Here is a 25,123-nt window from a genome sequence, read left to right on the forward strand (position 1 = left end):
CCGAGCTGGCTGGTTGGCGGCGCTTCTCCGTTCGGCCCGTCGGTCTTCGGTGTGCGGCGTGTCTGGTCTACTGAAGGCCCGTGCCAGATGAACCGGATCGAGCAGGGGCTGTGTGCAGCTCACCGTCGGTACGACGTGATGGACAGCGTCCAGTCCCGAGGCACTCCCCGTCCTGCGGGGATCGTGGGCTGCGGACTGATGACGGGTTCTCGCGCGTAGAGACCGTTGTCGTACCAGATGTGAAACTCTGGAATGACCCGACCGTCCCATTCCAGCGTGATCGCCTCGTCAACTCGGGAGAGGGTCAGCACTATCTGGGAGGGGCAGCTCTCGACTGCGATCTTCTTTCCCTCGCCTTTCGGGACGAGTGCAGAGAGCGAGGGAAGGACGACGCCGGTTCCATGTTTGCGGCAGTACGGCGCATCGCCGCAGCGCAAGGTGATATTGATAAGCGACTTGGCGACGAACTGAGGGTGTGCTGCCCAGAGTACGCGCGTGCTGGTTGCGCTGTCCGGGAACCGCGCGTGATAGGTGAGCCGCGATCGGTGCGGCAGCTCGCGGGTGACCTCACGGTGTAGCTCGCATCCCCGCAGGATCCAGGACCCTTGCGAGCGCTCTGGGCACTTCGTGGAGGACCTGTACTCGGCGTTCCAGGCCTGACCGTGGTCAGGGAATGCCTCGTTCTCGGGGTCCGCGGTCAGGCAGGGAAAGCACTCGTCCCATCCACCGAAGTCGGATGCATCGAGGAAACGTGAGCGTGAGGTCGTTCCGTCTCGGGAGTCCGCTTGGGGTGTCAGTAGCCAGTTCCCCGAACCAGAAGTGCGTACGGACGTGATCTTGCCGGACAGCGTCGGGTCGACGCTCACTGTCGATGGGGCGAAAGCAAGTGGCGGCCGGCTCTCACGACTCGTCATGAGAGAGGGCTCACCAATCAGCGACGGATCCGTCCGCACGCGTGAGCTGAGGCATCTCCACAACGATCTCAGGCTTGCTGCGACACAGATTCATGTCGAGTTCGATGCCCCACCCGGGCCCTGACGGAACGTCGATATAGCCATCGGAGACCTCGAGCGGCGGGAGGATGACCCGGTCGCGCCAGTCGTCCAGCAACAGTCGTTCTTGTATCAGGAAGTTCGGCAGCGTCGCATCGAGGTGCAGGGACGCGACAGCGACGAGCGGGCTCATCGGCGCGTGCGGTGCAGCCCAGCTGCCGAAAGCATCGGCAAGTGCGGCGATGTCTCGTGCTTCTGCAAAGCCATGGCAGTGTGCGAGATCGGGCTGCACGACTGCCAACGCTGACGCGGTCAGATAGGGAAGCACCTCCTCCTTCGTGGTGAGACGTTCTCCCGCCGCAATAGGCATGGGCGCCTGACCGGCGACCGCGGCCATGTCATCGACGCGATGCGGCTGAACCGGCTCCTCGAAGAACAGGAGATCGACGTCCGCAAGGCCGCGTGCGATCTGAACTGCCAGGTGGCGGTCGTACCGGCCGTGACCGTCGAGCATGATCGCGCTGTCGGGGCCGACGGCTTCGCGAATGGTCTCGGCCATGGTCACGATGAGTCTGGTGATCTCCGCGTCGCGCACCGGCTCGGAGGCCACCGCGGTGCTGAACTTGAAGGCGCGATAGCCACGTTCGTATGCCCGCTGGGCGCCGTCTTTGATCTGCTCCTTGTCCAGCGCGCCGCCAGTCCACCCGTTGGCGTACACGCGGATTCGATCGCGTATCGCTCCACCGATCAGCGCGTGGACGGGAAGCTGCGCCCGGCGCCCGGCAATGTCCCACAGCGCGAGTTCGATGCCCGCAATGGCTGATCCCTTGATCACACCACCGCCCCAGAACTTCTGACGGCGCAGCTTCTGCGTGATGTAGGAAATACGCGCAGGATCTTCTCCTATCACGAGCGAGCGGAGATCCTCGATAGCGCCCAGGACGGATCGATCGTGTCCCTCGAGTGTCGCTTCTCCAAGCCCCGTGATGCCGTCATCGGTGTGAACGAGCACGAAGATGTAGTTGCGGTTGGAGAGCCGACCGTTGCCCGGTGTCGGAGCGCCGACCACGATCGTCTCGATGTCCTTGATGCGCACGTCTGGCTTCTCCTCTTGATTGATTGCGGGTGGCGTCATTCGCCGGAATCGATGGAACGACCGCCGTCAACAGTGATCGTCTGCCCGGTGATGTAACTCGAATCGGATGAGAGCAGGAACGCGACGACGCTCGCGATCTCTTCAGGGTCGGCGATCCGCCCGAGCGGCACGCGACCGGCGACTGCTCGTTGGAATGCCTCGTCGCGCCGATCCCAGATCGCCGTGCGTACTGCTCCAGGCGCCAGCGCATTGACTCTGACCTGGGGGGCGTAGTCGACAGCCAGCTGCCTCGCGAGAGCGGTGAGGGCACCCTTTCCCGCGGCGTATGCGGGGAAGGTGCGGAAGGCGAGAGCAGCATGGATCGAGGTAGTGAAGACGACCGAGGTCGGGGCTCCGAACAGCGGATGGAGCGCCTGGAAGCCCAGGACGTTCGAGTCCAGCGTGAGGCGAAGCGCGTCGCGCCAGGCCTTGGCGCTGAGTTCGGTCAGCGAACCGGGCATGTTTCGACCCACGTTCAGCACGCATCCGTCGATGGTGGGCGCGGAGTTCCGGATGAAGTCGACGCAGTCATGCCACTGGCTTTGGCTCGTCGTGTCGATCGTGTGCGTGCGGAGATGCGCGCTGGGAGTATCGACCACCAGAGTGTCGAGCCCCTTCTCATCGATGTCCAGCGCAAACACGATCGCGCCGTCGTCGAGCAGTCGGCGCACGGTGGCGCGTCCGATTCCTGATGCTCCGCCGGTGACGACGTAGGTTCGTCCTTCGTGAGCACGTGCGCGCTTCATCGGTGCACCGCCGTCGACTGACGGAGGATGACGACCGGGTCATCCGAGACGACGTGATCACGATGTTCGCCGCTGAGGATCTGATCCACGAGAGCATGAGCGCCGACGCGGCCCATCTCGAACAGCGGCGTTTGAATGGTCGTGAGCGGAGGGGACGTGTAGGCGGCGACGGGGAAGTCGTCATTGGCGATGATCGACAGGTCGTCAGGAACCGCGATCCCTCGTCTGGAGGCCTCTGCGAGAGCTCCGATGCCCTGAGCGAGCGAGCTTGTGTAGATCGCTGTCACGTCGTGCGCATCGTAAAGGTAGGCGAAGCCCTCCTTCCCGCCCTCCTCGCTGAAGTTCGTCGAAACGACCGTGCCCTCGCACCCGTTCGCGCGATCGATGACGGCGGCGAAGGTGTCCTGGCGCTCTTTGCTCGGCCAGATGTCTGCGGGGCCTGCGATGTGGCCGATGCGACGGTGCCCCAGAGACACTAAGTGATCGACGGCGAGCTCACTGGAGCGGCCGAACTGCATGACGACGTTTCGTCCGGATCGTTCGACTGCTCGGTTGACGTAGACGTGAGGAAACTTCAGTGCGGCGAGCTTGGACGAGAGAGGATGCTCGATGGTGGCGGAGCCGATCATGACGCCGTCGATGCGGGCACCATCGATGAGGGCCTCCAGGCTCGACGTGAGTGTTGCCGCACCGAAATCCTCGACCATGAATGCGACGTGATCGCGTTCGAGAGCTCCCGCTTGAGCGCCGCGGACGATCACGGAGTGGGTGGGGTTGTCGAGAGAGGGCGACAGGAGCAGCAACGCACGTGTGGGCATGCCTGCAAGAGCACGCGCACTGCTGTGCGGGACGTATCCGAGTCGGGTCGCGGCCTTGTGCACGGCTTGTCGCGTGCTCTCCTTCGTCGAGAACTGAGGGTCGCCGTTCAGGATGCGTGACGCGGTCGCCTTGGATACTCCGGATTCGCGTGCGACATCCTCGAGCCGAGCGCGTCGTGCCACCGTGAGACCACCCCCTCGCCTGTTGACATTGCTTGTGACTCGACAGTAACGTGTCCACGAACAGCGCGCAACCGGTTTACTAAAGCGGTTGCCTTACGAAGGGGTTTGCAATGAGGCACTGGATACTTGGTACTTCTGTGCTCGCCGCAACGGTTGCCGTTCTGGCCGGATGCAGCGGTACGACGTCGACGTCGGGCGGATCGTCCTCGGATGGCGACAAAACTGTTCTCAGAGTTTCGTCTTGGAAGGGGGGAGAATCCGAGCCGGCGAACATGGCCGAGATCAACGCGCTCTTCGAGAAGGAGCACCCGGAGATCAAGCTCGAGTTCGAAGTGGTTCCCCCCAACGATGCCTATGTGCAGGCATTGTCGCCGCAGTTCCTCGCGGGGGACGCGCCCGATGTGGTCATGACCGATGCTCCAAAGATGACGGCATGGGCGGAATCGGGATACTTGGAACCGCTGGCGGATTCCACCTGGGCCGATGATGTGGATCCGAATCTGAAGCCGTTCACGACCGTGGACGGTGAACTGTACGGCTTCCCGATGGAGCAGATCGGGATCGGCATCTTCGCGAACATGGACATGCTGGCTGCGGCCGCCGTCGACGCAGTCCCGACGAACTGGAGCGACTTCACTGCTTCGCTCGAGGCGCTCCAGGCCGCGGGCCAGCCTGGACTCAACCTGCCCAACAAGGCGGGCTGGACCGGGCGCATGCTTCTCACCGCCAGTGCCGCGAGCCTCGTGTACCCGGGTACATCTGATCTGGACGAGAAGATACTCCTTGGAGAGGAGACACTGGATCCGACATGGGTTGGGGCGCTCGACCAGGTGATGGAACTGCAGGATCTGGGTTTCGTGGACTGGCCCACGCAGCTGGGCGTCGATGAGTTCACCCAGGGCAAGTCCGACTTCATCGCGGGCAACTCCGCGTACTGGTTCCAGGGCGCCTGGAACCTCCAGTCGATGATTGACGAGGGTGTCAACGTGGCGTTCGCGCCCTGGCCGGGCGCTGACTCCGGGACCAGTCACGGCCTGCTCTTCCCGGGAACGATGTGGTCGGTCAACGCCAGTTCGGACGTCAAGGATGCCGCCGCGGCGTACCTGGAGTTCTGGAACGATCCCGAGGTGCTCGGTCTGTATCTCGACGCAGAGAACGCATTCACGACGTTCACCGGCGGGACCAGCCCTGACAAGGAGCAGCTCTCGGTCTTCAGCGATGCATTCGACGCGGGAGACGTCGCGTACACGCCGGTGAGCACGTGGATGGTGGGCGATGCGCTCACCGCGGTGAACTCCAACGTCCAGTCACGCATGCTCGGTGACGTCGAATCGGCGGCCGCCCTCGAGGCGATCGACGACGCCGTCTCACGACTTCGGTGACGATCCGATCGGTGGGCGGGGCATCATCGTCCCGCCCACCGCGTAGCAGGCAAGGTCACAGATGAACTCCACCCGCCGATTCTCACCGGTCGCGACCGCTCTCCTCCCGGCGCTCGCCATCTACGGCGTCTTCACGATCTATCCGATCGTGCAGGGCCTCTTCCTCAGCTTCACCGATACGAAAGGGGGGCCCAAAGCCGACTTCGCGGGAACGGCGAACTACGAGTACGCCTTCTCGCAGCCCCTGACCGGGCAAGCGGTCGTCAACACCCTGTTCTACGCAGTGATCGTGGTCATCGTGCAGAACGGGCTCGGGCTCGTCTTCGCACGAATCCTGTCGAAGAAGTCGGATCGTGTCCGCACGACGATCAGCATGATCCTGCTCTGCCCCGCGTTGATCTCGCCGGTCATGGCGTCCTTCATCTGGTCTTACCTGTATCGGCCGGACACCGGATTCAACGCCGTGCTGGAGATGCTGGGACTGGAAGCTTTGCAGCGCGTGTGGCTCGGTGATCCGTCGACAGCGCTCGGAGCTGTGGCCGCCGTCAACATCTGGATGTTCGCCGGCTACTCCACCGCGATCTTCCTCGCAGGGTTCCTCTCGCTCCCCCAAGATCTCCTCGAGGCCGCAGAGATCGACGGTGCGGGGCCGTGGCGACGGTTCTTCCGGGTGGAGTGGCCACTGCTCGCGCCGTCGCTCACGGTGAACGTGAGCCTGTCGCTGATCGGATGTCTGAAGGTCTTCGAGTTCCCTCTCGTCCTCACCGGAGGCGGGCCTGTCGGATCGACCCAGACCCTGTCGCTCCTGATCTACAACAACATCTTCGGCGGTGACTTCGCCTACGGTCTTGCGCTCGCCATGATCCTGCTCGTGCTGATCGCCGTCGTTGCCGGCGGAGTCAACACTCTGTTGCGACGCCGCGAACTGTACATCTAGGAGACTCCCGAATGACTATCACTACTGCACGGACCGCTCGTCGAGTTCGATCGGGCGTCTCGACGGTGCTCCTCTTCTGCGTTGCGATCGGGTTCATTTGGCCGTTCCTGTTCGCCGTCCTGACGTCCTTCCGTCCGACGTCAGACGTGTACGCTGATCCGTTGGGATTGCCGACGCGGCTGACATTCGACAATTTCGCGAACACGATCGAACAGCTCCACTATGGCCGCAGCGTGTTGAACACCGTTCTCATCCTGGTCGGGACGTCGGTTCTCGTGGTGGTGTTCGGATCGCTGGCGAGCTATCCGCTGGCGCGCATCAGCAGGCGCTGGACGGGGTGGGCGTATCGCCTGTTCATCCTCGGAATGAGCCTCCCCGTTTTCGTGACGCTCGCCCCGCTGTATCTTCTGATGCGGGATCTCGGACTCCTGAACTCTCTATTCGGCGTTGTCCTGATTTACACGGCGACGTATCTTCCGATCACGATCTTCTTCTATACGAGCTTCCTGCGTCAGGTTCCGGCGGAGCTCGAAGAGGCTGCCGCAATTGATGGCGCGGGCTTCTTCCGCATGTTTTGGCAGATCGTTCTTCCTCTTCTCAGGCCGGTGACGGGGACACTCCTGGTCTACATCGCCCTGCACGTGTGGAACGACCTCGTCATTCCTCTCGTCTTCCTCAACGAACCGGAGACGCGCACAGTGATGGTCAACGCCTATGCGTTGGTGAATCCGAACACCGTGGAGCCGACCATGCTCTTCCCGGCAGCGGTGCTCGGTGTGCTTCCTCTGCTCATCGTGTTCCTTGTGCTCCAGAAGCAGGTCGTGGCGGGGATGACAGCAGGGGCGGTCAAGGGATGAACGACGTGCTGGAAGCGCTCCGACGTGCTCGGGTCTTTGGAATCGTGAGAGAAGCGACACGCGAGCGCGGGCGAGCCGTGGCGGAAGCCGCGATCGAAGGTGGTGTTCGCGCGCTCGAAGTCTCGCTCGTCAGTGCAGAGGCTGAACTCTTGATCAAGGACCTGGTCGGTGCATATGGGAGCGCCGTTCTGATCGGTGCGGGAACAGTTCTCACACCGGACGAACTTGACCGTGCCGTCGACGCGGAGGCACGGTACTGCGTGTCTCCCTCGCTCTCGGCCGAGGTTCAGCGACGCAGTGCGGAGATCGGTCTGCCCTGTTTTCCTGGCGTTCTGACTCCGACGGAGGTGGCTGCCGCGGCGGCACTTGGAGCACAAGCTGTCAAGATCTTCCCCGTAGGAGCTCTAGGCCCGAGCTACCTGCGTGACCTGCGTGGCCCGTTTCCCTCAGTGCCTCTTTTAGCAGTCGGTGGAATGGACCTGGATAAGGCTCGACTCGCGATCGCTGACGGCGCGCATGCAGTAGGCGTAGGCAGTCCGCTGTTCCGCTGCCCGGCGGGGCTTCGAGCAGGATCGGCTGAGCACCTCGCGCACATCAGGACGATTGCTGCACGATTCACGGAGGCGGTCTCGGATGCGAAGTAGTGGAGAACTCGACATCGTCGCCTTTGGCGAGGCACTCGGTGTGTTCGAGACGACCGGTACAGGGCGCCTGCGTTCGGGGGACGACATGAGGTTCACGTTCGCCGGCGCCGAGTCCAATGTTGCGATCGGTGCCGCAAGACAAGGCAAGCGGGTTGCGTGGGTGAGCGCGCTGGGTGGCGATCCGATGGCCGCCGCGATTGAGCGCGAGTTGCGCGCTGAGGGTGTTGATGTCTGCGCATGGCGCGATGCGCGCCATGCCACTGGGGCAATCGTGAAGGTGCGCCGGACGGGGCATCGCACCCAGATGATCTACATGCGCGCTATGTCTGCCTTCGCCATGGCCCCCGCGCGAGCATTCGACTTCTCGCCTATCGAACGGTCGCGCTTCCTCCACGTCAGCGGAGTCACTTTGGGGGTGGGCGCCGACGCCCGAGAAGCGATGCGTGAGGCCCTGGAGGTCGCACATCGCAATGGCGTGATGGTGTCCTTCGATGTCAATTTCCGGCGAACCATGTGGAGCGCCGAAGAGGCATCACCATTCATGCAGGAAGTCGCTCGACGTGCTGATGTGGTCTTCGCGAGTCCGGATGAGGCCGAGCTCTTGGTCGGAAGCGGGTCTGTGGCCGAACTCGCCAGGGCGGTCAAGGCGATGGGTCCATCCTCGGTCGTCATGAAGTTGGGCGCTCGAGGAGCGCTTGCGCTGGACGCTGAGGGAATCGATCACTATGGGCCGGCCGCGGAGGCGCAGGCATTGGATGTCGTCGGCGCCGGTGACGCGTTCGCGGCGGGGTATCTGTGTGCACTGCTCGACGGATGCGATGCGACGAGTGCGCTCGACACCGCAAACAGAACTGCTGCCGCTGCGATCTCGTCGAGGGGGGACTGGGAAGGGCTGCCGTCGGCGGAAGAGCTGGCTGAGGGCGGCATCTTCGAAACTGAGGTATGGCGATGAGAACCACGGGTGCGAGGATGCTCACTTCGCCGGTGGCGGAGCACGGTGAGGGTGTCTTCTGGGATCCCGCCTGGCCGGGGCCACGTTGGGTCGACATGCTCCGGGGTGATGTCTTGGAGTTTGACGAAGGGACCGGGATCATTTCCCGGATGCATCTCGATGCTTCTCATGTCGTCCTGGTCCGTCCGAGACAGAGCGGTGGGATGGTTGTCGTCACGGCGACAGACGTGCATCTCTTCGATCCGAGCTCGGACGGAGACATCGCGTCGCTTTCGGTCGGTCCCGTCCTCCGCGGGCCCGCGCTGGTCCCGGGAGAAAGATTCAACGAAGGAACGGTCGACCCCGACGGGCGCCTGCTCCTCGGTACTCTGCGCAAGCCGCGCGTTCCAGGTGGCGCATCGCTGTACCGCCTGGAGATCGAGCGTTGCCCTCGCCTCGTAGAGGGGTTGACACTGTGCAATGGGGCGGCATTCGATCACATCGGCGATCTCTTCCACGTGGATTCCGCTCAAGGCGTCATCCGGCGGTTTGCGTATGCCTCAGGGGATTTATCTCTTGAGGGCAGTGTGTTCGTCGACGTCGGTGAACTCGACGGCGAGCCTGACGGCATGTGCATCGATGCCGATGGAGGTCTTTGGGTTGCGATGTACGGCGGAGGCGTCGTGCATCGTTATTCGGCCGAAGGTGAGATCACACATATCGTCCGAGTGCCGGTTTCGCAACCGACTGCGTGTTGCATTGCGCCCGACGGCTCCGGTCGACTTCTTATTTCGACCTCGTCGTTGGGGGTGCCGGAGGAACGCGTAGGGGGCGCGGGGGCGCTGTTCTGGGCCGACGTGAACGTAGCACCTGCACCCACGCACTTAGTCGCGCTCTAGCGAGGCGTCAGCCGCCGAGTTCGTCGATCACCTTCGCGATGCGGCGAGCGCGCGTGGCCTCCTGCTTCGCGTCGGCGACCGTGCGCGCCATCTCCTTGCGGCGCGAATAGGCGAGGGCGTCGAAGCCCTCGCGCAACCCCGACTCGTCGAGTGCGGTGGCGAGCGGTGCGGGCACCTCGACCGTGCGTTCCGCGGTGTCCAGCGCCACGACGGCGTCGAGCGTCTCTCCCAGCTCGACACCGAGTTCGGCCCGGGCGGCCTTGCTGAATCCGATGAGGTTCTCGCCCCGCATCCGGCTCAGTCGCAGCCGGATGGATCGATCGCCGACGGTCACGACGACCGGGGCGGTCTTCGCATCCGTGAGCTCGGCGACCTGGGCGTCGGTCAGCACGAAGGCGCCGGCGGGGCCCATGGCGCGCAGTTCGGTGTGCAGGTGCAGTTCGGGCATGCCCTCAGGCTACGGATGCGCGGGCGTCAGCAGAAGAGGGGATTCTGTCGGAGTGCGCTCCGCCAGGGGTGCGTCAGAGCGGATCGGGCTGCGGACGCGGATCGGCGAAGTCGCCCGCGCGGCGTCGCATCCGTGCCACGATCGCGATGAGCTCGGCCGCGTCGTCGGGATCGACGCCCGGGTCGGTGAAGACCTCGGCGTTCAGTGCGGCGGTGGCCCGCTCGACGAGTTCCCGGCCGGCCTCGGTGAGCTCCAGCATCGCCGCGCGCCCATCGTACGGGTGCCTGCTGCGCCGGACGAGGGTGTCTTTGACGAGGCGCTCCGCCGTGCTCGACACGCTCGTGGGATGCACCTGCAGGCGGGAGACCACGCTCGACAGCGGCAGCACGCCCTCACGGCTGAACGCCAGCAGCCGCAGCAGCTCGTAGCGCGCGAACGACAGCTCGAAGGGGCGCAGGGCCGCATCGACCTTGGCCTGCAGCAGCTGCTGCGCGCGCATCACCGAGGTCACGACGGTCATGCCGTCGGCGGTCGTCGTCCACCCGTGCGCGATCCACTGCCGCTTCGCCTCGGCGAGCGGGTCGACGGGGAGGGGGCCGGGGCGACTCACGTTCCTACGCTATCGGCCCGTCGTCGCGGTCGTCACCAGGCCGACCGTTTCCCCGTGAATGTATACATAAGCGGGGATGGGCGCGGGGATCGACGCCGAGGTTGCGGCCCGATTGGGTACATAGAGATGCATCCCGATAGACTCGCGAAAGTCGTGAGGAGTGGTCGATGAAGATCTTCGTTCTGGTCAAGGAGGTCCCCGACACGTACGGGGATCGCAAGCTCGATCTGGATACCGGACTGGCCGATCGCGCCGTCGGCGACGTCGTGCTCGATGAGATCACCGAGCGCGCGCTGGAGGTCGCACTCACCTCGGCCGATGCACTCGGCGCCGAGGTCGTGGCCTTGTCGATGGCGCCGGAATCGGCAACGGCATCCATCCGCCGTGCTCTCGCGATGGGGGCGGCATCGGCGGTGCAGATCGTCGATGAGGAGCTGCGCGGCGCCGACCTCGGGGTGACGGCCAAGGCGCTCGCCGCCGCCATCCGCCGCGGCGAGCCGGATCTCGTGATCACCGGGAATCTCTCCACCGACGGCTCTGCAGGCGTGCTGCCCTCGATGCTCGCCGAGCACCTCGGCTGGGCCCAGCTCACGGCGCTGAGTGCGGTGCAGATCGCCGCCGACTCCGTTTCGGGCACCCGCGCCACCGACTTCGGCGCGCAGGAGGTCTCCGCAGCACTGCCGGCCGTGATCTCGATCACCGAGGCGCTGCCGGATGCGCGCTTTCCCAACTTCAAGGGCATCATGGCGGCCAAGAAGAAGCCGCTCGAGGTGCTCTCGCTCGCCGATCTCGGTGTGACCGCCGACCCGACCGAGGCGCCGCAGACGATCATGACCTCGGTCGCCGAGAAGCCGCCGCGCGCCGCGGGCGTCAAGGTCGAAGACGACGGCACGGCCGCCGAGCAGCTGGTGGACTACCTCGTGCAGAACAGGCTGGTGTGACATGAGCTTTCCCGAAGACGCGATCCTCGTACTCGTCGACGTGACTCCCGCAGGGGCCGCGGCACCGAGCACGGCGGCCCTCCTCGGCGCCGCCTCCGAGATCGGCACACCGGTGGCCCTCGTCGCCGCCCCGGCCGACACGGCGCAGGCCGCCGTCGACACCGCGGCCGCATCCGGCGCCGCCGTCGTGCTGACCGCCGCCGTCGATGCCGAAGCCCTCACCGTGCCGGTCGCGGATGCGTTGCAGGCCGCCTATGGCGCCGTCAAGCCCGACGCTGTGCTCGTGTCGAACTCGATCATCGGGCGCGACGTCGCAGGACGCCTGGCGGTGCGCGAACAGCTCGCCCTCTCGGTCGACGCGATCGGCGTCGCCCGCGACGGGGAAGGCATCGTCGCCCACCATTCGGTGTACGGCGGCGCGTACCTCGTCGACTCGGCGCCGACCTTCGGCGCCCCGATCATCACGCTCCGTCAGGGCGCCGTCGACACCCGCGCCGAGGCGAAGGATGCCCGGATCGAAGCCCTCGACGTCCCCGCATCGGGCGCTCCGGCCGGCACGGGCGGCGAGATCCAGGCCGTCGAGCAGGCGTCGTCGCGCCCTGAGCTCCGCGGCGCGAAGGTCGTCGTCTCGGGCGGGCGCGGACTCGGCTCGCAGGAGAAGTTCTCGCTCGTCGAAGACCTCGCCGATGCACTCGGCGGTGCGGTCGGCGCATCGCGCGCGGCGGTCGATGCCGGATACGTCCCCTACGCGCACCAGGTCGGCCAGACCGGCGTCTCGGTGTCGCCGCAGCTGTATGTCGCGCTGGGCATCTCGGGTGCGATCCAGCACCGTGCGGGCATGCAGACCTCGAAGGCGATCGTCGCGATCAACAAAGACGGGGATGCCCCGATCTTCGAGGTCGCCGACTTCGGCATCGTGGGCGACCTGTTCACGGTCGTGCCGCAGGTGATCGACGCGCTCCAGGCGCGGAAGAAGTAGCAGGCCGATGGCAGAGCGCACTCTCCGACGCGGCCTGCCGCGGGTGTCCGGCGGCGACCCCTGGCCTCCTGAGCTGAGCGTCGACGTCGCGGATGCCGGGGCCGGCGCGAGCGCATCCGTCGAAGCCGCGGCACCGGATGCCGCCACCGCGCTGAGCGATGCGCTCGCCGCGCCGGAGACTGCCACGACGGCGTCTGCCACAACGCCGGCTGCCACGATTCCACCCGTTCCGACGATCTCCGCGGCCGAGGCGGCGGCCCTCCCGGCCATGCCTGCCGCGCCCGCACCCGAGCCGGGATCGACCTCAGCCTCGACCGCATCCTCGCCGTTGCGCCGTGGTCTGCCGCGTGTCGCCGGCGGAGACCCCTGGCCGCCGGCCGGCGCCGCGTCGACAGCCGCGGACCCGGGATCCGTGGCGTCCTCCGTTCCCGCGGTGGCCGCGGCCGCCGCTGCCGACGAGACTCCCGCCGCGCCTGCGCCGACGACCGCGGTGGCGGCCGAGCCCGCACCCGCGTCCACGCAGCGCAGCGCAGGGGTTCGCGTGCGCTTCCCCGGGTCGTCCGCCGCGAACGGTGCACCGTTGCGTCGCGGGCTGCCGCGCGTGGCCGGTGGCGACCCGTGGCCGCCGGAGGGTCTGGCGCACGTGCGCTCGGTTCCCGCCGGATCCCGCCCCGCCGAGGGACCCGGCCCGGTGGACGGTCTGCCGGTCGTGCAGGCCCAGGGTGGTGCCGCCGCAGCGGCCGTCGCCGAGCCCGACTCCCAGACGGTCGCCGTGCAGCAGGATGCCGCGCCCGCTGCCGTCGCGGCGTTCGACGTCTCCACACCGCTGACGGTGCCGCGCACGGTGTGGAACGGCACCGCTCCGCGCCGAGTCGCCGGCGCCGTCGAGGAGGGCGCCCGGCGGCGCCCGACGTGGCCCCAGGCGATCGCGGGCCTGCTCGCCGCCGCCGGACTCGGCATCCTCGCCGCGGCCGCCGTCGCCTTCGTCCGCGCGTTCCTCAGCCTCCCGTTCATGCAGGACTTCCTCGCCGCGTTCCCGGGCGAGTACCACCCGGCCTTCGAGGTCGAGGCGGGCTTTGCACCCTGGATCGGCTGGCAGCACTTCTTCAACATGTTCCTGATGGTGCTGATCATCCGCTCGGGGCTGCGCGTGCGCACCGAGAAGCGCCCGACGGCATTCTGGACGCCGCGCGGCAACGACAAGGGCAAGATCAGCCTCACGCTCTGGTTCCACCAGTCGCTCGATATCCTGTGGCTCGTCAACGGTGCGATCTTCATCGTGCTGCTGTTCGTCACCGGGCACTGGATACGCCTGGTGCCGACGAGCTGGGAGGTCTTCCCCAACGCGCTCTCAGCGGCTCTGCAGTACGTGTCGTTCGACTGGCCGACCGAGAACGGCTGGGTCAACTACAACAGCCTGCAGCAGCTGGCGTACTTCGTCACGGTGTTCATCGCCGCGCCGCTGGCCGCGATCACCGGGTTCCGGATGAGCGGGATGTGGCCGAAGAAGGCCGAGAAGCTCTCGAAGGCGTACCCGATCGAGTGGGCCCGCGCCGTGCACTTCCCGGTGATGCTCTACTTCGTGCTGTTCATCATCGCCCACGTGGCGCTGGTGATGCTCACCGGGATGCTGCGCAACCTCAACCACATGTTCGCCTCGAACGACGCGGTGTCATGGACCGGCTTCTGGGTGTTCATCGCGGCGCTGGTGGCCATCGTGATCGGATGGATCGCCGCCCGACCGTTCGTGCTCGCACCCATCGCGAAGCTGTTCGGCAGCGTCAGCAGCCGCTGATCCCCTGCTCCCGCATCCGCGAGACCCCCACGTAGCGTCGAGACCCCTGCCTGTTGACGTCAACAAGCAGGGGTCTCGACGCTAGATAGGGGTCTCGCGAGCTGTCGTCCGGGGAGGCCGCGCGCGAGGCGCTCAGCGGGTGAAGCGGACCTCGGTGAGAGTCTCGCCGAGGAACGGCTCGGTGTGCGTCGCGCCGTCGAGCACGAAGCCGTTGCGCACGTAGAAGCGGTGAGCACGGGGGTTGTCGTCGGCCACCCAGAGGTAGGCCTCTTCGCCCTCGTCGATGGCGGCATCGAACAGCTTCTGGCCGAGGCCGGTCCCGTGCCACGCGTCGAGCAGGTAGATGAAGTACAGCTCTCGCAGACGGGGGGCGTCTTTGTCGCGGGCGGGGCCCGAGCCGACGAAGCCGACGATCTCGCCGTCGACCAGCGCGGCGCTCATGCGGAAGTCCTCGCCCTGCGCGGCCCAGTGGGTCCACAGCTCGGCGAGGCGCCGCGGCGAGACGTTCTCCAGCGCCGCCTTGCTGATCAGGTGATCGTAGGTCTCGTGCCAGCACTGGGCGTGCACGCGGCCGAGGGCTTCGGCGTCCACATCGCGGACGGGCCGGACGATGACTTCAGGCTGGGCTTCGGCGCTCATGCCGTGACTCTACGCGGGCTCTCGGCAGACACGAAATCGAGCGTCTCGCGGCGGCATCCGGCCCTTCGGCCGAACGAGCGGGACGGCTCATCTCTGTCTGCTTCCCACAATGGATCAGGGATTTCGTGCCGTATCTGGCTAGGATCGCGGATCGTGAACGTGATCTGGCGCACCCTCCTCATCCTGATCTCCTCCCGACGCCGACGGCGCCGGGAAGGACGGCTGCCGCTGACCGCCGTCGGCCGCATCCGCCTGACGACGCTGCCGACCGACCTCGACGTTCTGCGGCACATGAACAACGGCCGGTACCTGTCGCTGTTCGACCTCGGGCGGTGGGATCTGCTCACCAGAACCGGCCTGATGGATGCGATGAAGTCGCGCGGCTGGTACGCGGTGGTCTCCAGCGAGACCGTCACATTCCGCAAGTCGCTCGAGCTCTGGCAGCGGTTCGATGTGGAATCGCGAATGATCGGCCACGACGAGAAGGCGGTGTTCCTCGAGCACCGCGCCGTCGTCGACGGCGAGGTCTACGCGAAGGCCATCATCCGCGCCCGGATGATGAAGCGCAGCGGGGGCACCCTCTCGCACGAAGAGCTGTTCGGCGCCCTCGGCCGGCCCGAGGGCGTGCCGGATGTGGAGGACTGGATCCACGACTGGGCGCAGGCCGCCACGCTGCCGCCGACCCGCGCGGAGGCGCCCAGCATCTGGCACTGAGCATCCGGTGACGCTGCGCCGCGTGCACGCCCCGCGATAGCGTGTGCTCGTGCCGACCATCCTCCGCTCCACCGGCCGCGTGCTGCTGATGCACTGGCCGCTGCTGCTGGCCTGGTTCCTCGGGGGCACGCTTGCACGCTACGGCGCGATCGAGCTGTCGGGCTTCGCCGGCGCCCACTGGTCGGTCGGTGGCCTACTGCTGCTGCCGCTCGCCGTGCTCGCGCGGTTGATCTCCTTCGTGGGGATGTTCCTCGTCGTGCGCGACGGACTGCGCGAGCTGCAGTCCATCGCTCCGCTGCCGGAGAGCGGCCGCGAGCGGCGCGCGACGTTCGTGCAGTCGCTGCTCGCCGGCATCCTGCCCTTCTTCGCCGTGTATGCCGCGTGGGGCATGCTGCGGGACGACACCGAAGCGTATGCGATGCGCGCCCTCGACGTGCACACCGGACTCGGATGGCAGGCGTTCGCCGAGGCGATCGAGAACGGCACGAGCGTGCCCGAGCCCGCCGAGCAGTGGTCGGCGCTGGATGCGGGCATCGGGCCGTGGACGCTGCTGATCATCGCGGCCGCCTTCGCGCTGCGATGGGCGTGGAAACGCTGGCAGAGCGGACTGCCGCGTGCGTTCGCCCTCGTCGCGGTGTACCTCGAGGCGGTCTGGGTGTTCTTCTTCGTGTGGACGGTGAAGGACATCACCGTGGCCGTGGGGGAGTGGGCCTCGCACCGTGCGGCGGTCGTCTGGTTCGAGGGGCTGCGTGACGCGATCGCCGAACGGGTCGCCGTGCTCGGCGCGATCTGGGACGGTGTGGCGTGGCTGCTCGGCCAAGCCGGCGGCGTGCTGCTGCAGCCCCTGGCCTGGCTCACCGTGGCGGGGGTGATCTACGGTCAGGCGATCGCCGTCGAGAAGCTGCGGTTGGCGGAGCGCTACCTGGCGGAGAACCGGTTCGGCGGGCGGTACGTGGCGGGCGCGCGGGCACGTTACGCCAAGGTGCCGGAGTGGACCCGCAAGCGGATGGGCGACCTCGGCAAGGAGTTCACCTCGCGCTTTCAGCCGGTGTGGCGATCCGTGCGGCTCATGTGGCGCGCGGGGCCCATCCCCATTGCGACGTACGTGCTGCTCTACACCGTCGTGCTCGCTCTCGAACCGCTGCTGCGCACGGCGATCATCCGCCTCGTCGGCCCGCATGACCTGTACTCCTTCTGGATCGTCGCCGACGGGCTGCTGTTCCTCCTCGTGCCGCTGATCGTCGAGCCCGTGCGGATCGCCGTCGTCGCGAGCGCGTACGACGCGACGCTGGGAGCGCTGCGGCGCACCGAGGGCCGCGCGGCGGCCGCGGCCGAGGCCGACCCTGACGCAGACCCGGATGCGGTGTCCGGCTCGCATGCCGTGGCCGAGCAGGTCTCCCGCGATCAGGATCCGTCGGTCGAGGGATCGATCGGGAAGCGCGCGAACGACGGATAGGCGTCGATGGTGGGCACGTCGAGCCAGAACGGGCCCGTGGCGTCGTCGGGCACGACATAGGCGACGTAGAGCGTGAACGGGCCGGGGCCCTGGCCCCCGCAGCTGCTGGGCTCGTCGCTGCTCGAGGGAATGCCGAGGTCGAAGCGCGCCTCCTCCCACTGCCGTCCGGTGGCCTGCTCGACAAGTCGCGGGCGCTCGCAGGAGGCGGCATCGGCATCGGGAGCGACGGGGACGGCGGCGATGATGACGCGGGCATCGGCGGGCAGGGTCATCCCGGTCGTGTCGTCGAGCACGGTCGAGCGCACGGGCCCCCAGGTGGCGCCGCCGAGAGAGAGCTCGCCGTCGTCCTCGGCGACCACGGGCGCGGCGGGGCGGCCGCTGAAGTAGTCGTACCATTCGTATCCGCCCACGGCGAGGGCCGTCGCCGGGGCGAGCACGGCCACGGCCGCGAGCCCGATCGCGTTGCGTCGCCACCATCCGCGCGTCATGATCGTGCCCATCCGGTCTCGGACAGCTCGACGGCGGCCTCCTCGCGCACCTCGGACAGGTCGATGCTCACCCGGATCTGCGAGTCGGAGCGTGCATCGGCGTTCACCGAGAAGGCGAGCACGGCCGCGCCGAGCTCGAGATCGCCGGGCAGCTCGAAGGCGACGCTGCCGTGCCGCGCGAGCCCGGGGTAAAGGGATGCGCCGCGGAAGGAGTCCGGACGGTTGCTCGCCGAGAACGTCAGCCCCGCGGTCTCGAGCGTCACGCCGTTGAGCAGCGTCGCGTTCTGCACGGTGACGGCGGCGGCATCCACGTCGACGACGAGCCAGCGCCCGGTCGCGTTCCACCCCCGCGGCGTGCTCACGGTGCGGGCGAGGCGCACATCGGTGACGGTGACGTCGATGTTGCGGCCCACGCCGCGTTCGCCCACGGCCACGACGACGGCGAACGGCTCCTCGCCCGCGTCGTCGGGCGGGGTGATGCCCTTGACCGCGCAGGCCACGACGACGATCGCGATCGCGGCGACCCAGGCGAGCGCTTGATGAGCGCGGCTCACGGCGCGTCTCCCGCATCCGAGACGACGAGCGTCACGCGCGCGCCGACTCCGTCGAGCTGCCACCCCGTGCCTGCGGACAGGGTGAGGTCGTGCTCGGTCGCCGCCGGAAGAAGCAGCACCAGCTCGTCGCCGTCGTGGTACGCGTCGGCGGGCACGATCCATGTCAGCAGCAACGGGGCGCCGACACGCGGCTGCAGCTGCACGCCTGTCGTGTCGTCGTCGCGGCGACTGACCCACGGATCCTCATCGGGGCCGCCGTCGATGCGTACGGCGTCGACGCCGGTGGCGTTCACCGTGCCGCGCGGGGTCGTGCCGAGATTGCGGGCGTCGAGCTCGACACGCAGCACGCGCTCGCCCTCTTCCGGGGCAACGAACGTGCCCCGCGGATCGTCGCTGAGGCTGGCGGAGAGCACGGTCATCTCCAGCCCGGCGCCCTCGTACGCATCGCCCACGGCGACGACAGGGACGGGCGTGGCGACCGCGGCGAGACCGCCGAACGCGGCGGTGGCGGCGAGCGCCGCCCCGGTGCCCGCCGTGACGAGCCAGCCGGTGGGGATGCGCTCGAACGCGCGATGCGCCCAGCGGCGCGGTGCTGCGCCGGCGTCTTCGGTGCCGTCCCCCACGAGCACAGCATAGAACGCGCTTGTCGCGGAACGGGCGGGTCACGGGGCGAATCCGGGCGCGCCCCACAGCCCGCGGCGCCGCCAGGAGGCATGCTGGGAGGAGGCGTGCGCACGGTGCGCGCGCCCCGCCGAGAGGACGACGCACGCTGATGCCGGACAAGCTGACCGAGGTCGATCGGGATCGAGCCCGCAAGGCGGTCGAACTCGCCCAGCGCTGGATCGACGAGGCGGCGGGGGCGTCGTCGGATCCGGCCGCCGCGCGCCTGGCCGGCGTGCTGCAGGATCCGAACGGGCTGGCGTTCACGGTCGGCTTCGTCGACGGCGTCATGCGGCCCGAGAGTCTCGCCGCCGCCGCGGGCGGGTTGCGCCGCGTGGCCCCGCTCGCCCCCCGATTCCTGCCCTGGCCGCTGCGACTGGCCGTGCGGGCCGGAGGAGCGGTCGCCCCCGTGCTGCCCTGGCCGACCGTGCCGATCGCCCGACGGGTGCTGCGCCGGATGGTGGGGCACCTCGTCGTCGACGCCCGCCCCGCCAAGCTGGGCCCGGCCATCGCCGCCCTGCGCGAGGGCGGCGCACGGCTCAACCTCAACCTGCTCGGCGAGGCCGTGCTGGGCGAGAAGGAAGCGCAGCGGAGACTGTCGGGCATCCACGAGCTCATCCACCGCCCCGACGTCGACTACGTGTCGGTGAAGGTCTCGGCCGTCGTCAGCCGCATCTCGATGTGGGCCTTCGACGAGGTCGTCGATCAGGTCGCCGAGCGGCTCATGCCGCTGTATCTCACGGCGGCCTCCAACGGCACCTTCATCAACCTCGACATGGAGGAGTACCGCGACCTCGACCTCACGATCGCCGTCTTCACGCGCATCCTCGAGGATCCACGCCTGCAACGGCTCGAGGCGGGCATCGTGCTGCAGGCGTATCTGCCGGATGCGCTGCCGGCGCTGCGCGAACTGACCGCGTGGGCGCAGGATCGCGTCGCGCATGGCGGGGCGCGCATCAAGGTGCGCCTCGTCAAGGGGGCCAACCTCGCCATGGAGCACGTCGACGCCCTCATGCACGGCTGGTCGCCGGCGACCTACGCGACCAAGGTCGACACGGATGCGAACTACCTGCGCTGCCTCGACGTGGCCCTGCGCCCGGAGGCGACCCGCGCCGTGCGCATCGGGGTCGCCGGGCACAACCTGTTCGACATCGCCTACGCCGTGCTGCTGGCCGACGAGAGGGGCGTGCGCGGCGGCGCCGACGCCTCCGGCGTCGAGTTCGAGATGCTCCTCGGCATGGCGCAAGGACAGGTCGAGGCCGTGCGGCGCGACGTCGGCGCGGTACTGCTGTACGTGCCCGTCGTCGCCCCGGCGGAGTTCGACGTCGCCATCAGCTACCTTGTGCGGCGCCTGGAGGAGAACGCCTCCTCCGACAACTACCTCTCCGCCGTGTTCCGCCTGCACGACGACCACGCGCTGCTCGAGCGCGAGGTCGCGCGCTTCGCCTCGTCGCTGGAGCGCTCGGCCGACCCCGACCTGCTCATCGGCCCCCGTCGCGCCCAGGATCGCCTCGCCCCCGCGCACGAGTCGATGGCGCGCGCGGTCGACACCGATGCCGGCGAGGATGCGATGACGCAGGCCGTGCTGGGCATCGCGCGCTCGCCGGAGGCCGACCCGAACGACACGTTCGTGGAGACCGCCGTGTACGCCGCGCGCGAGCAGCAGGGACAGGTCGCCGCGGGCGCCCCCGGATTCGCGAACACCCCCGACAGCGACCCCGCCCTGGCGCCCAACCGCGAGTGGGCGCGCGGGATCATCGCGCACATCCCCCGCTCCACCGCCGGAGACGCCGTGGCAGGATCGGCGCGGATCGACGACACCGCAGTGCTCGAGCGCACGATCACCGGGGTGCGCGCCGCGGCGACGGCATGGGGCGCGCGCTCGGCATCCGAACGCGCGGAGGTGCTGCTGCGCGCAGCCGCCGTGCTCGAGTCGCGCCGTGGCGAGCTGATCGAAGTCGCCGCCGCCGAGACCGGGAAGGTGTTCGCCGAGGCCGACATCGAGGTGAGCGAGGCGGTCGATTTCGCCAAGTACTACGCTGCCAAGGCCCGTGAGCTCGACGCCGTGCCCGGCGCGAGCTTCGTGCCGTCGGCGCTCACCGTCGTCGCCCCGCCGTGGAACTTCCCGCTCGCGATCCCGTCCGGCGGCGTGCTCGCCGCGCTCGCGGCCGGATCCGGCGTCGTGTTCAAACCCGCCCCGCAGGCCCGGCGCTGCGCGGCCGTGATCGCGGCGGCGCTGTGGGATGCGGGGATCCCGCGCGAGGTGCTCGCGCTCGTCGACATCGAGGAGGGAGCGCTCGGGCGTCAGCTCGTGGCGCATCCCGGGGTCGACAGGGTCATCCTCACCGGGTCGTGGGACACCGCGGCGCTGTTCCGCAGCTGGCGGCCCGATCTGCCGCTTCTGGCGGAGACGAGCGGCAAGAACGCGATGATCGTGGCGCCCACCGCCGACCTCGATCTCGCGGTGGCCGACCTCGTGCACAGCGCGTTCGGGCACGCGGGGCAGAAGTGCTCGGCGGCCTCGCTCGCGATCCTCGTCGGCCCGGTGGGGCGGTCCAAGCGCTTCGTCCGGCAGCTCGTCGACGCCACCCGATCGCTGCGCGTCGGATCGCCCGCGGATCCGCTCACCGAGATGGGGCCCGTCATCGAGGTGCCCGAGGGCAAGCTGCGCTGGGCGCTGACCGAGCTGGAAGCCGATGAGAAGTGGCTGCTGACGCCGCGGCAGGTCGCCACCGACGACCCGGCGCTGGCCGGGCGGCTGTGGACCCCGGGCATCCGCATCGGCGTGCGCGAGGGTGCGCGCTTCCACCGTGAGGAGTTCTTCGGTCCTGTGCTGGGGGTCATGCACGCGGCCACGCTGGAGCAGGCGATCGCGCTGCAGAATGCGGTGGACTACGGCCTCACGGCCGGGCTGCACACCCAGGATCCCGCCGACCTCGCGACGTGGCTCGACGAGGTGCAGGCCGGCAATCTCTACGTGAACCGGGGCATCACCGGCGCGATCGTGCAGCGTCAGCCGTTCGGCGGGTGGAAGCGCTCCTCGGTGGGCGCGGGAACCAAGGCCGGCGGGCCGAATTACCTCATCGGGCTCGGCTCCTGGCGCGGCACCTCCGGCGGGGCGCCGTCGAGCACGCTGCACCTGCGCGGACTCGACACGCGCATCACGGCTCTCATCGAGGCCGCTCAGCCGTCGCTGGATTACGCGGCGTTCGAGTGGTTGCGTCGCGCCGCGCTGTCGGATGCGCTGGTGTGGGATCGCGAGTTCGGCCGTGTGCGCGACGTGTCGCGGCTGGGTGTGGAGCGCAACCTGTTCCGTTACCGCCCCGTGCCGGTCGCGATCCGGGCGACGGGCGAGGCATCCTGGCGCGAGCTGCTGCGGGTCGCCATGGCGGCGATCCGCACCGGAGCGGCGTTCACCCTCTCCACGCCCGCGGGTCTGCCGGCGGCGGTGCGGCACGTGCTCGCCGATCTGCGGGTGACGGTGTTCGTGGAGTCCGACGAGGAGTGGATACGCCGGATGGACCGGTCCGGCGACGGCGTCGAGCTTCTCTCCGAGAGCGCCTCGGCGCCCGGCCCTGCCCGGGCCCGGCTGGTCGGCCCGGCCGCGGATGTCGCAGCGCTGCACACCGCTCTGGCCGATGCGGTGGAGGGCGATCCGGATCTCGCGATCTACCCCGGCGAGGTCACGACGGCCGGTCGGATCGAGCTGCTGCCGTTCCTGCACGAGCAGTCCGTGACGATCACCGCCCACCGCTTCGGCGACCCCGACGACTGGAGCGCCGCGGTCATCTGACGGGCACGGATGGCTGAGTGACGCGGTTCTGTCGAGCACGGATGGCTGACTGCCTCGCCAATCGTCGGGACGGATGGCTGAGCGTGCGGGGGTCACGGGCACGACACGCCGCATCTTCGTCCGGCGAAGCCCCACGGGCTCAACCATCCGTTGCTGAGCTTCGCGCTGGGGTTCAGCCATCTGTCCCGAGCGGGTCGTGACCGTTCAGCCATCTGTCCGGGCGCGGTCGGAATGTGGCGAATGCACGGCGCGGGATGAGAAGATGAGGTCTGGCGTGCCCGAGTCGCATCTTCCCCGCGCTGCTCTCCGAGCCGCGGGTCGAACTTCCGCCGGGCCCCTGGACAGCGTCCGCCGCACCCGTTGGAGGAGCACCCATGACGACGCCCGAGACCGCCACGGCGACCGAAGCCCCCGCCCGCACGGCGCAGCACCGCCGGTACCTGATGTGCCGCCCGGAGCACTTCACCGTCAGCTACACGATCAATCCGTGGATGGAGCCGGCCAACCCGACCGACACCGCCAAGGCCGTCGCGCAGTGGCAGAAGCTGTACGACCTGTACCTGGAGCTGGGCCATGAGGTCGAGCTCATCGATCCGCTGCCCGGATACCCCGACATGGTCTACACGGCCAACGGCGGGTTCGTGATCGACGGCCGCGCGTACGTGCCCAAGTTCCGCTTCGTCGAGCGCGCCGGCGAGGCCCCCGCGTTCGCGGAATGGTTCCGCGCCGCCGGCTTCGACACGGTCATCCCGGAGGAGGTCAACGAGGGCGAGGGCGACTTCCTGCTCGCCGGCGACGTCATCCTGGCGGGCACCGGCTTCCGCTCCACGGGCGACAGCCACCGCGAGGTGGGCGAGGCCTTCGGCCGCGAGGTGATCTCGCTGAACCTCGTCGACCCGCGTTTCTACCACCTCGACACCGCGCTGACGATTCTCGACCCCGTCGTGGGTGCGGAGAACGGCGGTCCGGAGCGGGCGAACATCGCCTACCTGCCGCACGCCTTCGACGACGCGAGCCGCGCGATCCTCGAGGAGCGCTTCCCCGAGGCGATCCTCGTCTCGGATGAGGACGGCGCCGTGTTCGGCCTGAACTCGGCCAGCGACGGCTACAACGTCATCATCTCGCCGCGCGCGACCGGGTTCGACAAGCAGCTGCGCGAGCGCGGCTACAACCCGATCATGATCGACCTGTCCGAGCTGCTGCTCGGCGGCGGCGGCATCAAGTGCTGCACGCTCGAGCTGAGGGCGGCATGATGAGCGAGCCCCTCACCTCGTCGATCACCGTTCCCGGGCCGGCCACCTCGGCGACCGCGATCGTCGGATCCCGCGCCACCGGTACCGAGCCGCACGTGGCCGAGAACTACAGCCCGCTGCCCGTCACCATCGCGCGCGGCGAAGGCGTGTGGGTGGCGGATGCGGAGGGCAAGCGCTACCTCGACCTGCTCGCCGCGTACTCGGCCGTGAACTTCGGCCACCGCCACCCCGCGCTCGTCGCCGCCGTGGAGGAGCAGCTGGGCCGGATCACCCTCACCAGCCGCGCCTTCCGCAGCGACATGCTCGAGCCCTTCGCCGCCGCGCTCGCGCGCCTGTGCGGCAAGGATCTCGTGCTGCCCATGAACACCGGTGCCGAGGCGGTGGAGACCGGCATCAAGGTCGCCCGCGCCTGGGGCTACCGCGTCAAGGGCGTCGCGCCGGAGGCGGCGCGCATCGTCGTCGCGGCGGGCAACTTCCACGGCCGCACCACGACGATCGTCGGCTTCAGCGACGACCCCGTGGCCCGCGAGGGCTTCGGGCCGTTCGCGCCCGGCTTCGACGTCGTGCCCTACGGGGATGCCGAGGCTCTCGTCGCCGCGATCACCGACGAGACGGTGGCCGTGCTCATCGAGCCGATCCAGGGCGAGGCGGGGGTCATCATCCCGCCTGAGGACTATCTGCGTCGCATCCGCGAGGTGTGCACGGAGCGGAACGTGCTGTTCATCGCTGATGAGATCCAGTCCGGCCTCGGCCGCGTGGGCGAGACGTTCGCGTGCGACCGCGAGGGCGTCGTGCCCGACCTGTACCTGCTGGGCAAGGCGCTCGGCGGCGGCATCCTTCCCGTTTCGGCTGTCGTCGGCGACCGCGACGTGCTGGGCGTGATCCGCCCCGGTGAGCACGGCTCGACGTTCGGCGGCAACCCGCTGGCTGCGGCCGTGGGACTGCGCGTGGTCGAGATGCTCGAGTCGGGAGAGTTCCAGGAGCGCGCCGCCGCACTCGGCGAGCATCTGCGCTCGGGGCTCGAGGCCTTCCTCGGCCACGGCGTGACCGAGGTGCGCGTCGCCGGGCTCTGGGCCGGTGTCGACATCGACCCGGCGATCGGCACGGGCCGCGAGATCGCCGAGCGCCTCATGGAGCGCGGCGTGCTCGTGAAGGACACGCACGGGCAGACCGTGCGCATCGCCCCGCCGATCGTCATCCGCACCACGGAGCTGGACTGGGCGCTGGAGCAGCTGCGCTTCGTGCTCGACGCCTGACCCGCGGAGTAGG

Annotated in this window: 24 protein-coding genes; 14 read left to right on the forward strand and 10 right to left on the reverse strand. The window is 68.4% G+C overall.

Translation table 11 applies throughout. The features are described 5' to 3' along the window. Positions 1-119: 119 nt before the first annotated feature. Genes BKA02_RS07325 through BKA02_RS07340 form a run of 4 tightly spaced genes read right to left on the reverse strand, consistent with a single transcriptional unit; the run spans position 120 to position 3,874 of the window. Positions 120-866 (reverse strand): hypothetical protein, encoded by a 747-nt coding sequence (locus BKA02_RS07325; protein WP_179432686.1) that lies wholly within the window; start codon positions 864-866, stop codon positions 120-122. A gap of 58 nt (positions 867-924) precedes the next feature. Further along, positions 925-2,088 carry an enolase C-terminal domain-like protein gene (locus BKA02_RS07330; RefSeq protein ID WP_179432690.1) on the reverse strand — a complete coding sequence of 388 codons (1,164 nt, stop codon included), beginning with the start codon at positions 2,086-2,088 and terminating at the stop codon, positions 925-927. A 35-nt stretch (positions 2,089-2,123) separates the two neighbouring features. Then, entirely contained in the window at positions 2,124-2,873 is a 750-nt protein-coding gene (locus BKA02_RS07335; RefSeq protein WP_179432691.1) for an SDR family NAD(P)-dependent oxidoreductase, read from the reverse strand. Further along, positions 2,870-3,874: a substrate-binding domain-containing protein gene (locus BKA02_RS07340; protein ID WP_179432693.1), complete on the reverse strand. Its 1,005-nt coding sequence runs from the start codon at positions 3,872-3,874 to the stop codon at positions 2,870-2,872. Before BKA02_RS07340 ends, BKA02_RS07335 begins: the two co-directional genes overlap by 4 nt. Before the next feature lie 272 nt (positions 3,875-4,146). Here BKA02_RS07340 and BKA02_RS07345 point away from each other — a divergent pair, with 272 nt between their 5' ends. From BKA02_RS07345 to BKA02_RS07370, 6 genes are all read left to right on the forward strand, one after another. Continuing rightward, entirely contained in the window at positions 4,147-5,256 is a 1,110-nt protein-coding gene (locus BKA02_RS07345) for an ABC transporter substrate-binding protein (protein ID WP_179432695.1), read from the forward strand. Between the two features lie 61 nt (positions 5,257-5,317). Further along, complete coding sequence (locus tag BKA02_RS07350) at positions 5,318-6,193, forward strand: carbohydrate ABC transporter permease (RefSeq protein ID WP_179432697.1); 876 nt, start codon at positions 5,318-5,320, stop codon at positions 6,191-6,193. Between the two features lie 161 nt (positions 6,194-6,354). Then, positions 6,355-7,050 (forward strand): carbohydrate ABC transporter permease, encoded by a 696-nt coding sequence (locus BKA02_RS07355; RefSeq protein ID WP_218844494.1) that lies wholly within the window; start codon positions 6,355-6,357, stop codon positions 7,048-7,050. After that, positions 7,047-7,694, forward strand: coding sequence for a bifunctional 4-hydroxy-2-oxoglutarate aldolase/2-dehydro-3-deoxy-phosphogluconate aldolase (locus BKA02_RS07360; protein ID WP_179432700.1), 648 nt, complete (start codon positions 7,047-7,049; stop codon positions 7,692-7,694). Before BKA02_RS07355 ends, BKA02_RS07360 begins: the two co-directional genes overlap by 4 nt. Next, positions 7,684-8,646: a sugar kinase gene (locus tag BKA02_RS07365; protein ID WP_179432702.1), complete on the forward strand. Its 963-nt coding sequence runs from the start codon at positions 7,684-7,686 to the stop codon at positions 8,644-8,646. Before BKA02_RS07360 ends, BKA02_RS07365 begins: the two co-directional genes overlap by 11 nt. 17 nt (positions 8,647-8,663) lie before the next feature. Continuing rightward, positions 8,664-9,524, forward strand: a complete 861-nt coding sequence (locus tag BKA02_RS07370; protein ID WP_179432704.1) for an SMP-30/gluconolactonase/LRE family protein — start codon at positions 8,664-8,666, stop codon at positions 9,522-9,524. 7 nt (positions 9,525-9,531) lie between these two features. Here BKA02_RS07370 and BKA02_RS07375 read toward each other — a convergent pair whose 3' ends face one another. Together BKA02_RS07375 and BKA02_RS07380 are read right to left on the reverse strand one after the other, a co-directional pair. Beyond that, on the reverse strand, positions 9,532-9,972 hold the full coding sequence (locus BKA02_RS07375; RefSeq protein ID WP_179432706.1) for a YdeI/OmpD-associated family protein: 441 nt from the start codon (positions 9,970-9,972) through the stop codon (positions 9,532-9,534). A gap of 73 nt (positions 9,973-10,045) precedes the next feature. Continuing rightward, complete coding sequence (locus BKA02_RS07380) at positions 10,046-10,582, reverse strand: MarR family transcriptional regulator (protein ID WP_179432708.1); 537 nt, start codon at positions 10,580-10,582, stop codon at positions 10,046-10,048. A gap of 167 nt (positions 10,583-10,749) precedes the next feature. On the opposite strand from BKA02_RS07380, the gene BKA02_RS07385 reads away from it, so the two are divergent. Genes BKA02_RS07385 through BKA02_RS07395 form a run of 3 tightly spaced genes read left to right on the forward strand, consistent with a single transcriptional unit; the run spans position 10,750 to position 14,297 of the window. Further along, positions 10,750-11,523, forward strand: a complete 774-nt coding sequence (locus BKA02_RS07385; protein WP_179432710.1) for an electron transfer flavoprotein subunit beta/FixA family protein — start codon at positions 10,750-10,752, stop codon at positions 11,521-11,523. Between the two features lies 1 nt (position 11,524). Further along, the gene (locus tag BKA02_RS07390) at positions 11,525-12,502 is read left to right on the forward strand and encodes an electron transfer flavoprotein subunit alpha/FixB family protein (protein WP_179432712.1); all 978 of its coding nucleotides are present in this window, start codon (positions 11,525-11,527) and stop codon (positions 12,500-12,502) included. A gap of 7 nt (positions 12,503-12,509) precedes the next feature. Next, positions 12,510-14,297, forward strand: a complete 1,788-nt coding sequence (locus BKA02_RS07395; RefSeq protein ID WP_179432714.1) for a cytochrome b/b6 domain-containing protein — start codon at positions 12,510-12,512, stop codon at positions 14,295-14,297. A gap of 132 nt (positions 14,298-14,429) precedes the next feature. On the opposite strand, the gene BKA02_RS07400 is transcribed toward BKA02_RS07395, so the two are convergent. Then, a complete protein-coding gene (locus tag BKA02_RS07400; protein WP_179432716.1) occupies positions 14,430-14,936 on the reverse strand; it encodes a GNAT family N-acetyltransferase in 507 nt (168 codons plus the stop codon). 153 nt (positions 14,937-15,089) lie between these two features. Between BKA02_RS07400 and BKA02_RS07405 the strand changes: the two genes are divergently transcribed. After that, a complete protein-coding gene (locus BKA02_RS07405) occupies positions 15,090-15,650 on the forward strand; it encodes a thioesterase family protein (protein ID WP_179432718.1) in 561 nt (186 codons plus the stop codon). 49 nt (positions 15,651-15,699) lie between these two features. Continuing rightward, a complete protein-coding gene (locus tag BKA02_RS07410; RefSeq protein WP_179432720.1) occupies positions 15,700-17,106 on the forward strand; it encodes a hypothetical protein in 1,407 nt (468 codons plus the stop codon). Here BKA02_RS07410 and BKA02_RS07415 read toward each other — a convergent pair. The 3 genes from BKA02_RS07415 to BKA02_RS07425 are packed head-to-tail and all read right to left on the reverse strand — an operon-like array spanning position 17,055 to position 18,771. Then, entirely contained in the window at positions 17,055-17,606 is a 552-nt protein-coding gene (locus tag BKA02_RS07415) for a hypothetical protein (protein WP_179432722.1), read from the reverse strand. The genes BKA02_RS07410 and BKA02_RS07415 overlap by 52 nt on opposite strands. Then, positions 17,591-18,148, reverse strand: coding sequence for a DUF4352 domain-containing protein (locus tag BKA02_RS07420; RefSeq protein ID WP_179432724.1), 558 nt, complete (start codon positions 18,146-18,148; stop codon positions 17,591-17,593). The genes BKA02_RS07415 and BKA02_RS07420 overlap by 16 nt, the downstream gene beginning before the upstream one ends. Beyond that, the gene (locus BKA02_RS07425) at positions 18,145-18,771 is read right to left on the reverse strand and encodes a hypothetical protein (protein WP_179432726.1); all 627 of its coding nucleotides are present in this window, start codon (positions 18,769-18,771) and stop codon (positions 18,145-18,147) included. The genes BKA02_RS07420 and BKA02_RS07425 overlap by 4 nt, the downstream gene beginning before the upstream one ends. Before the next feature lie 149 nt (positions 18,772-18,920). On the opposite strand from BKA02_RS07425, the gene BKA02_RS07430 reads away from it, so the two are divergent. The 3 genes from BKA02_RS07430 (at position 18,921) to rocD (ending at position 25,110) form a co-directional block, all read left to right on the forward strand. Continuing rightward, the gene (locus BKA02_RS07430) at positions 18,921-22,601 is read left to right on the forward strand and encodes a proline dehydrogenase family protein (protein ID WP_179432728.1); all 3,681 of its coding nucleotides are present in this window, start codon (positions 18,921-18,923) and stop codon (positions 22,599-22,601) included. 374 nt (positions 22,602-22,975) lie between these two features. Next, a complete protein-coding gene (ddaH, locus tag BKA02_RS07435) occupies positions 22,976-23,854 on the forward strand; it encodes a dimethylargininase (protein ID WP_179432730.1) in 879 nt (292 codons plus the stop codon). After that, positions 23,854-25,110, forward strand: a complete 1,257-nt coding sequence (gene rocD / locus BKA02_RS07440; protein ID WP_179432732.1) for an ornithine--oxo-acid transaminase — start codon at positions 23,854-23,856, stop codon at positions 25,108-25,110. The genes ddaH and rocD overlap by 1 nt, the downstream gene beginning before the upstream one ends. The last annotated feature ends 13 nt before the right edge of the window (positions 25,111-25,123 follow it).

Source organism: Microbacterium pseudoresistens (assembly GCF_013409745.1).
Lineage (GTDB): Bacteria > Actinomycetota > Actinomycetes > Actinomycetales > Microbacteriaceae > Microbacterium > Microbacterium pseudoresistens.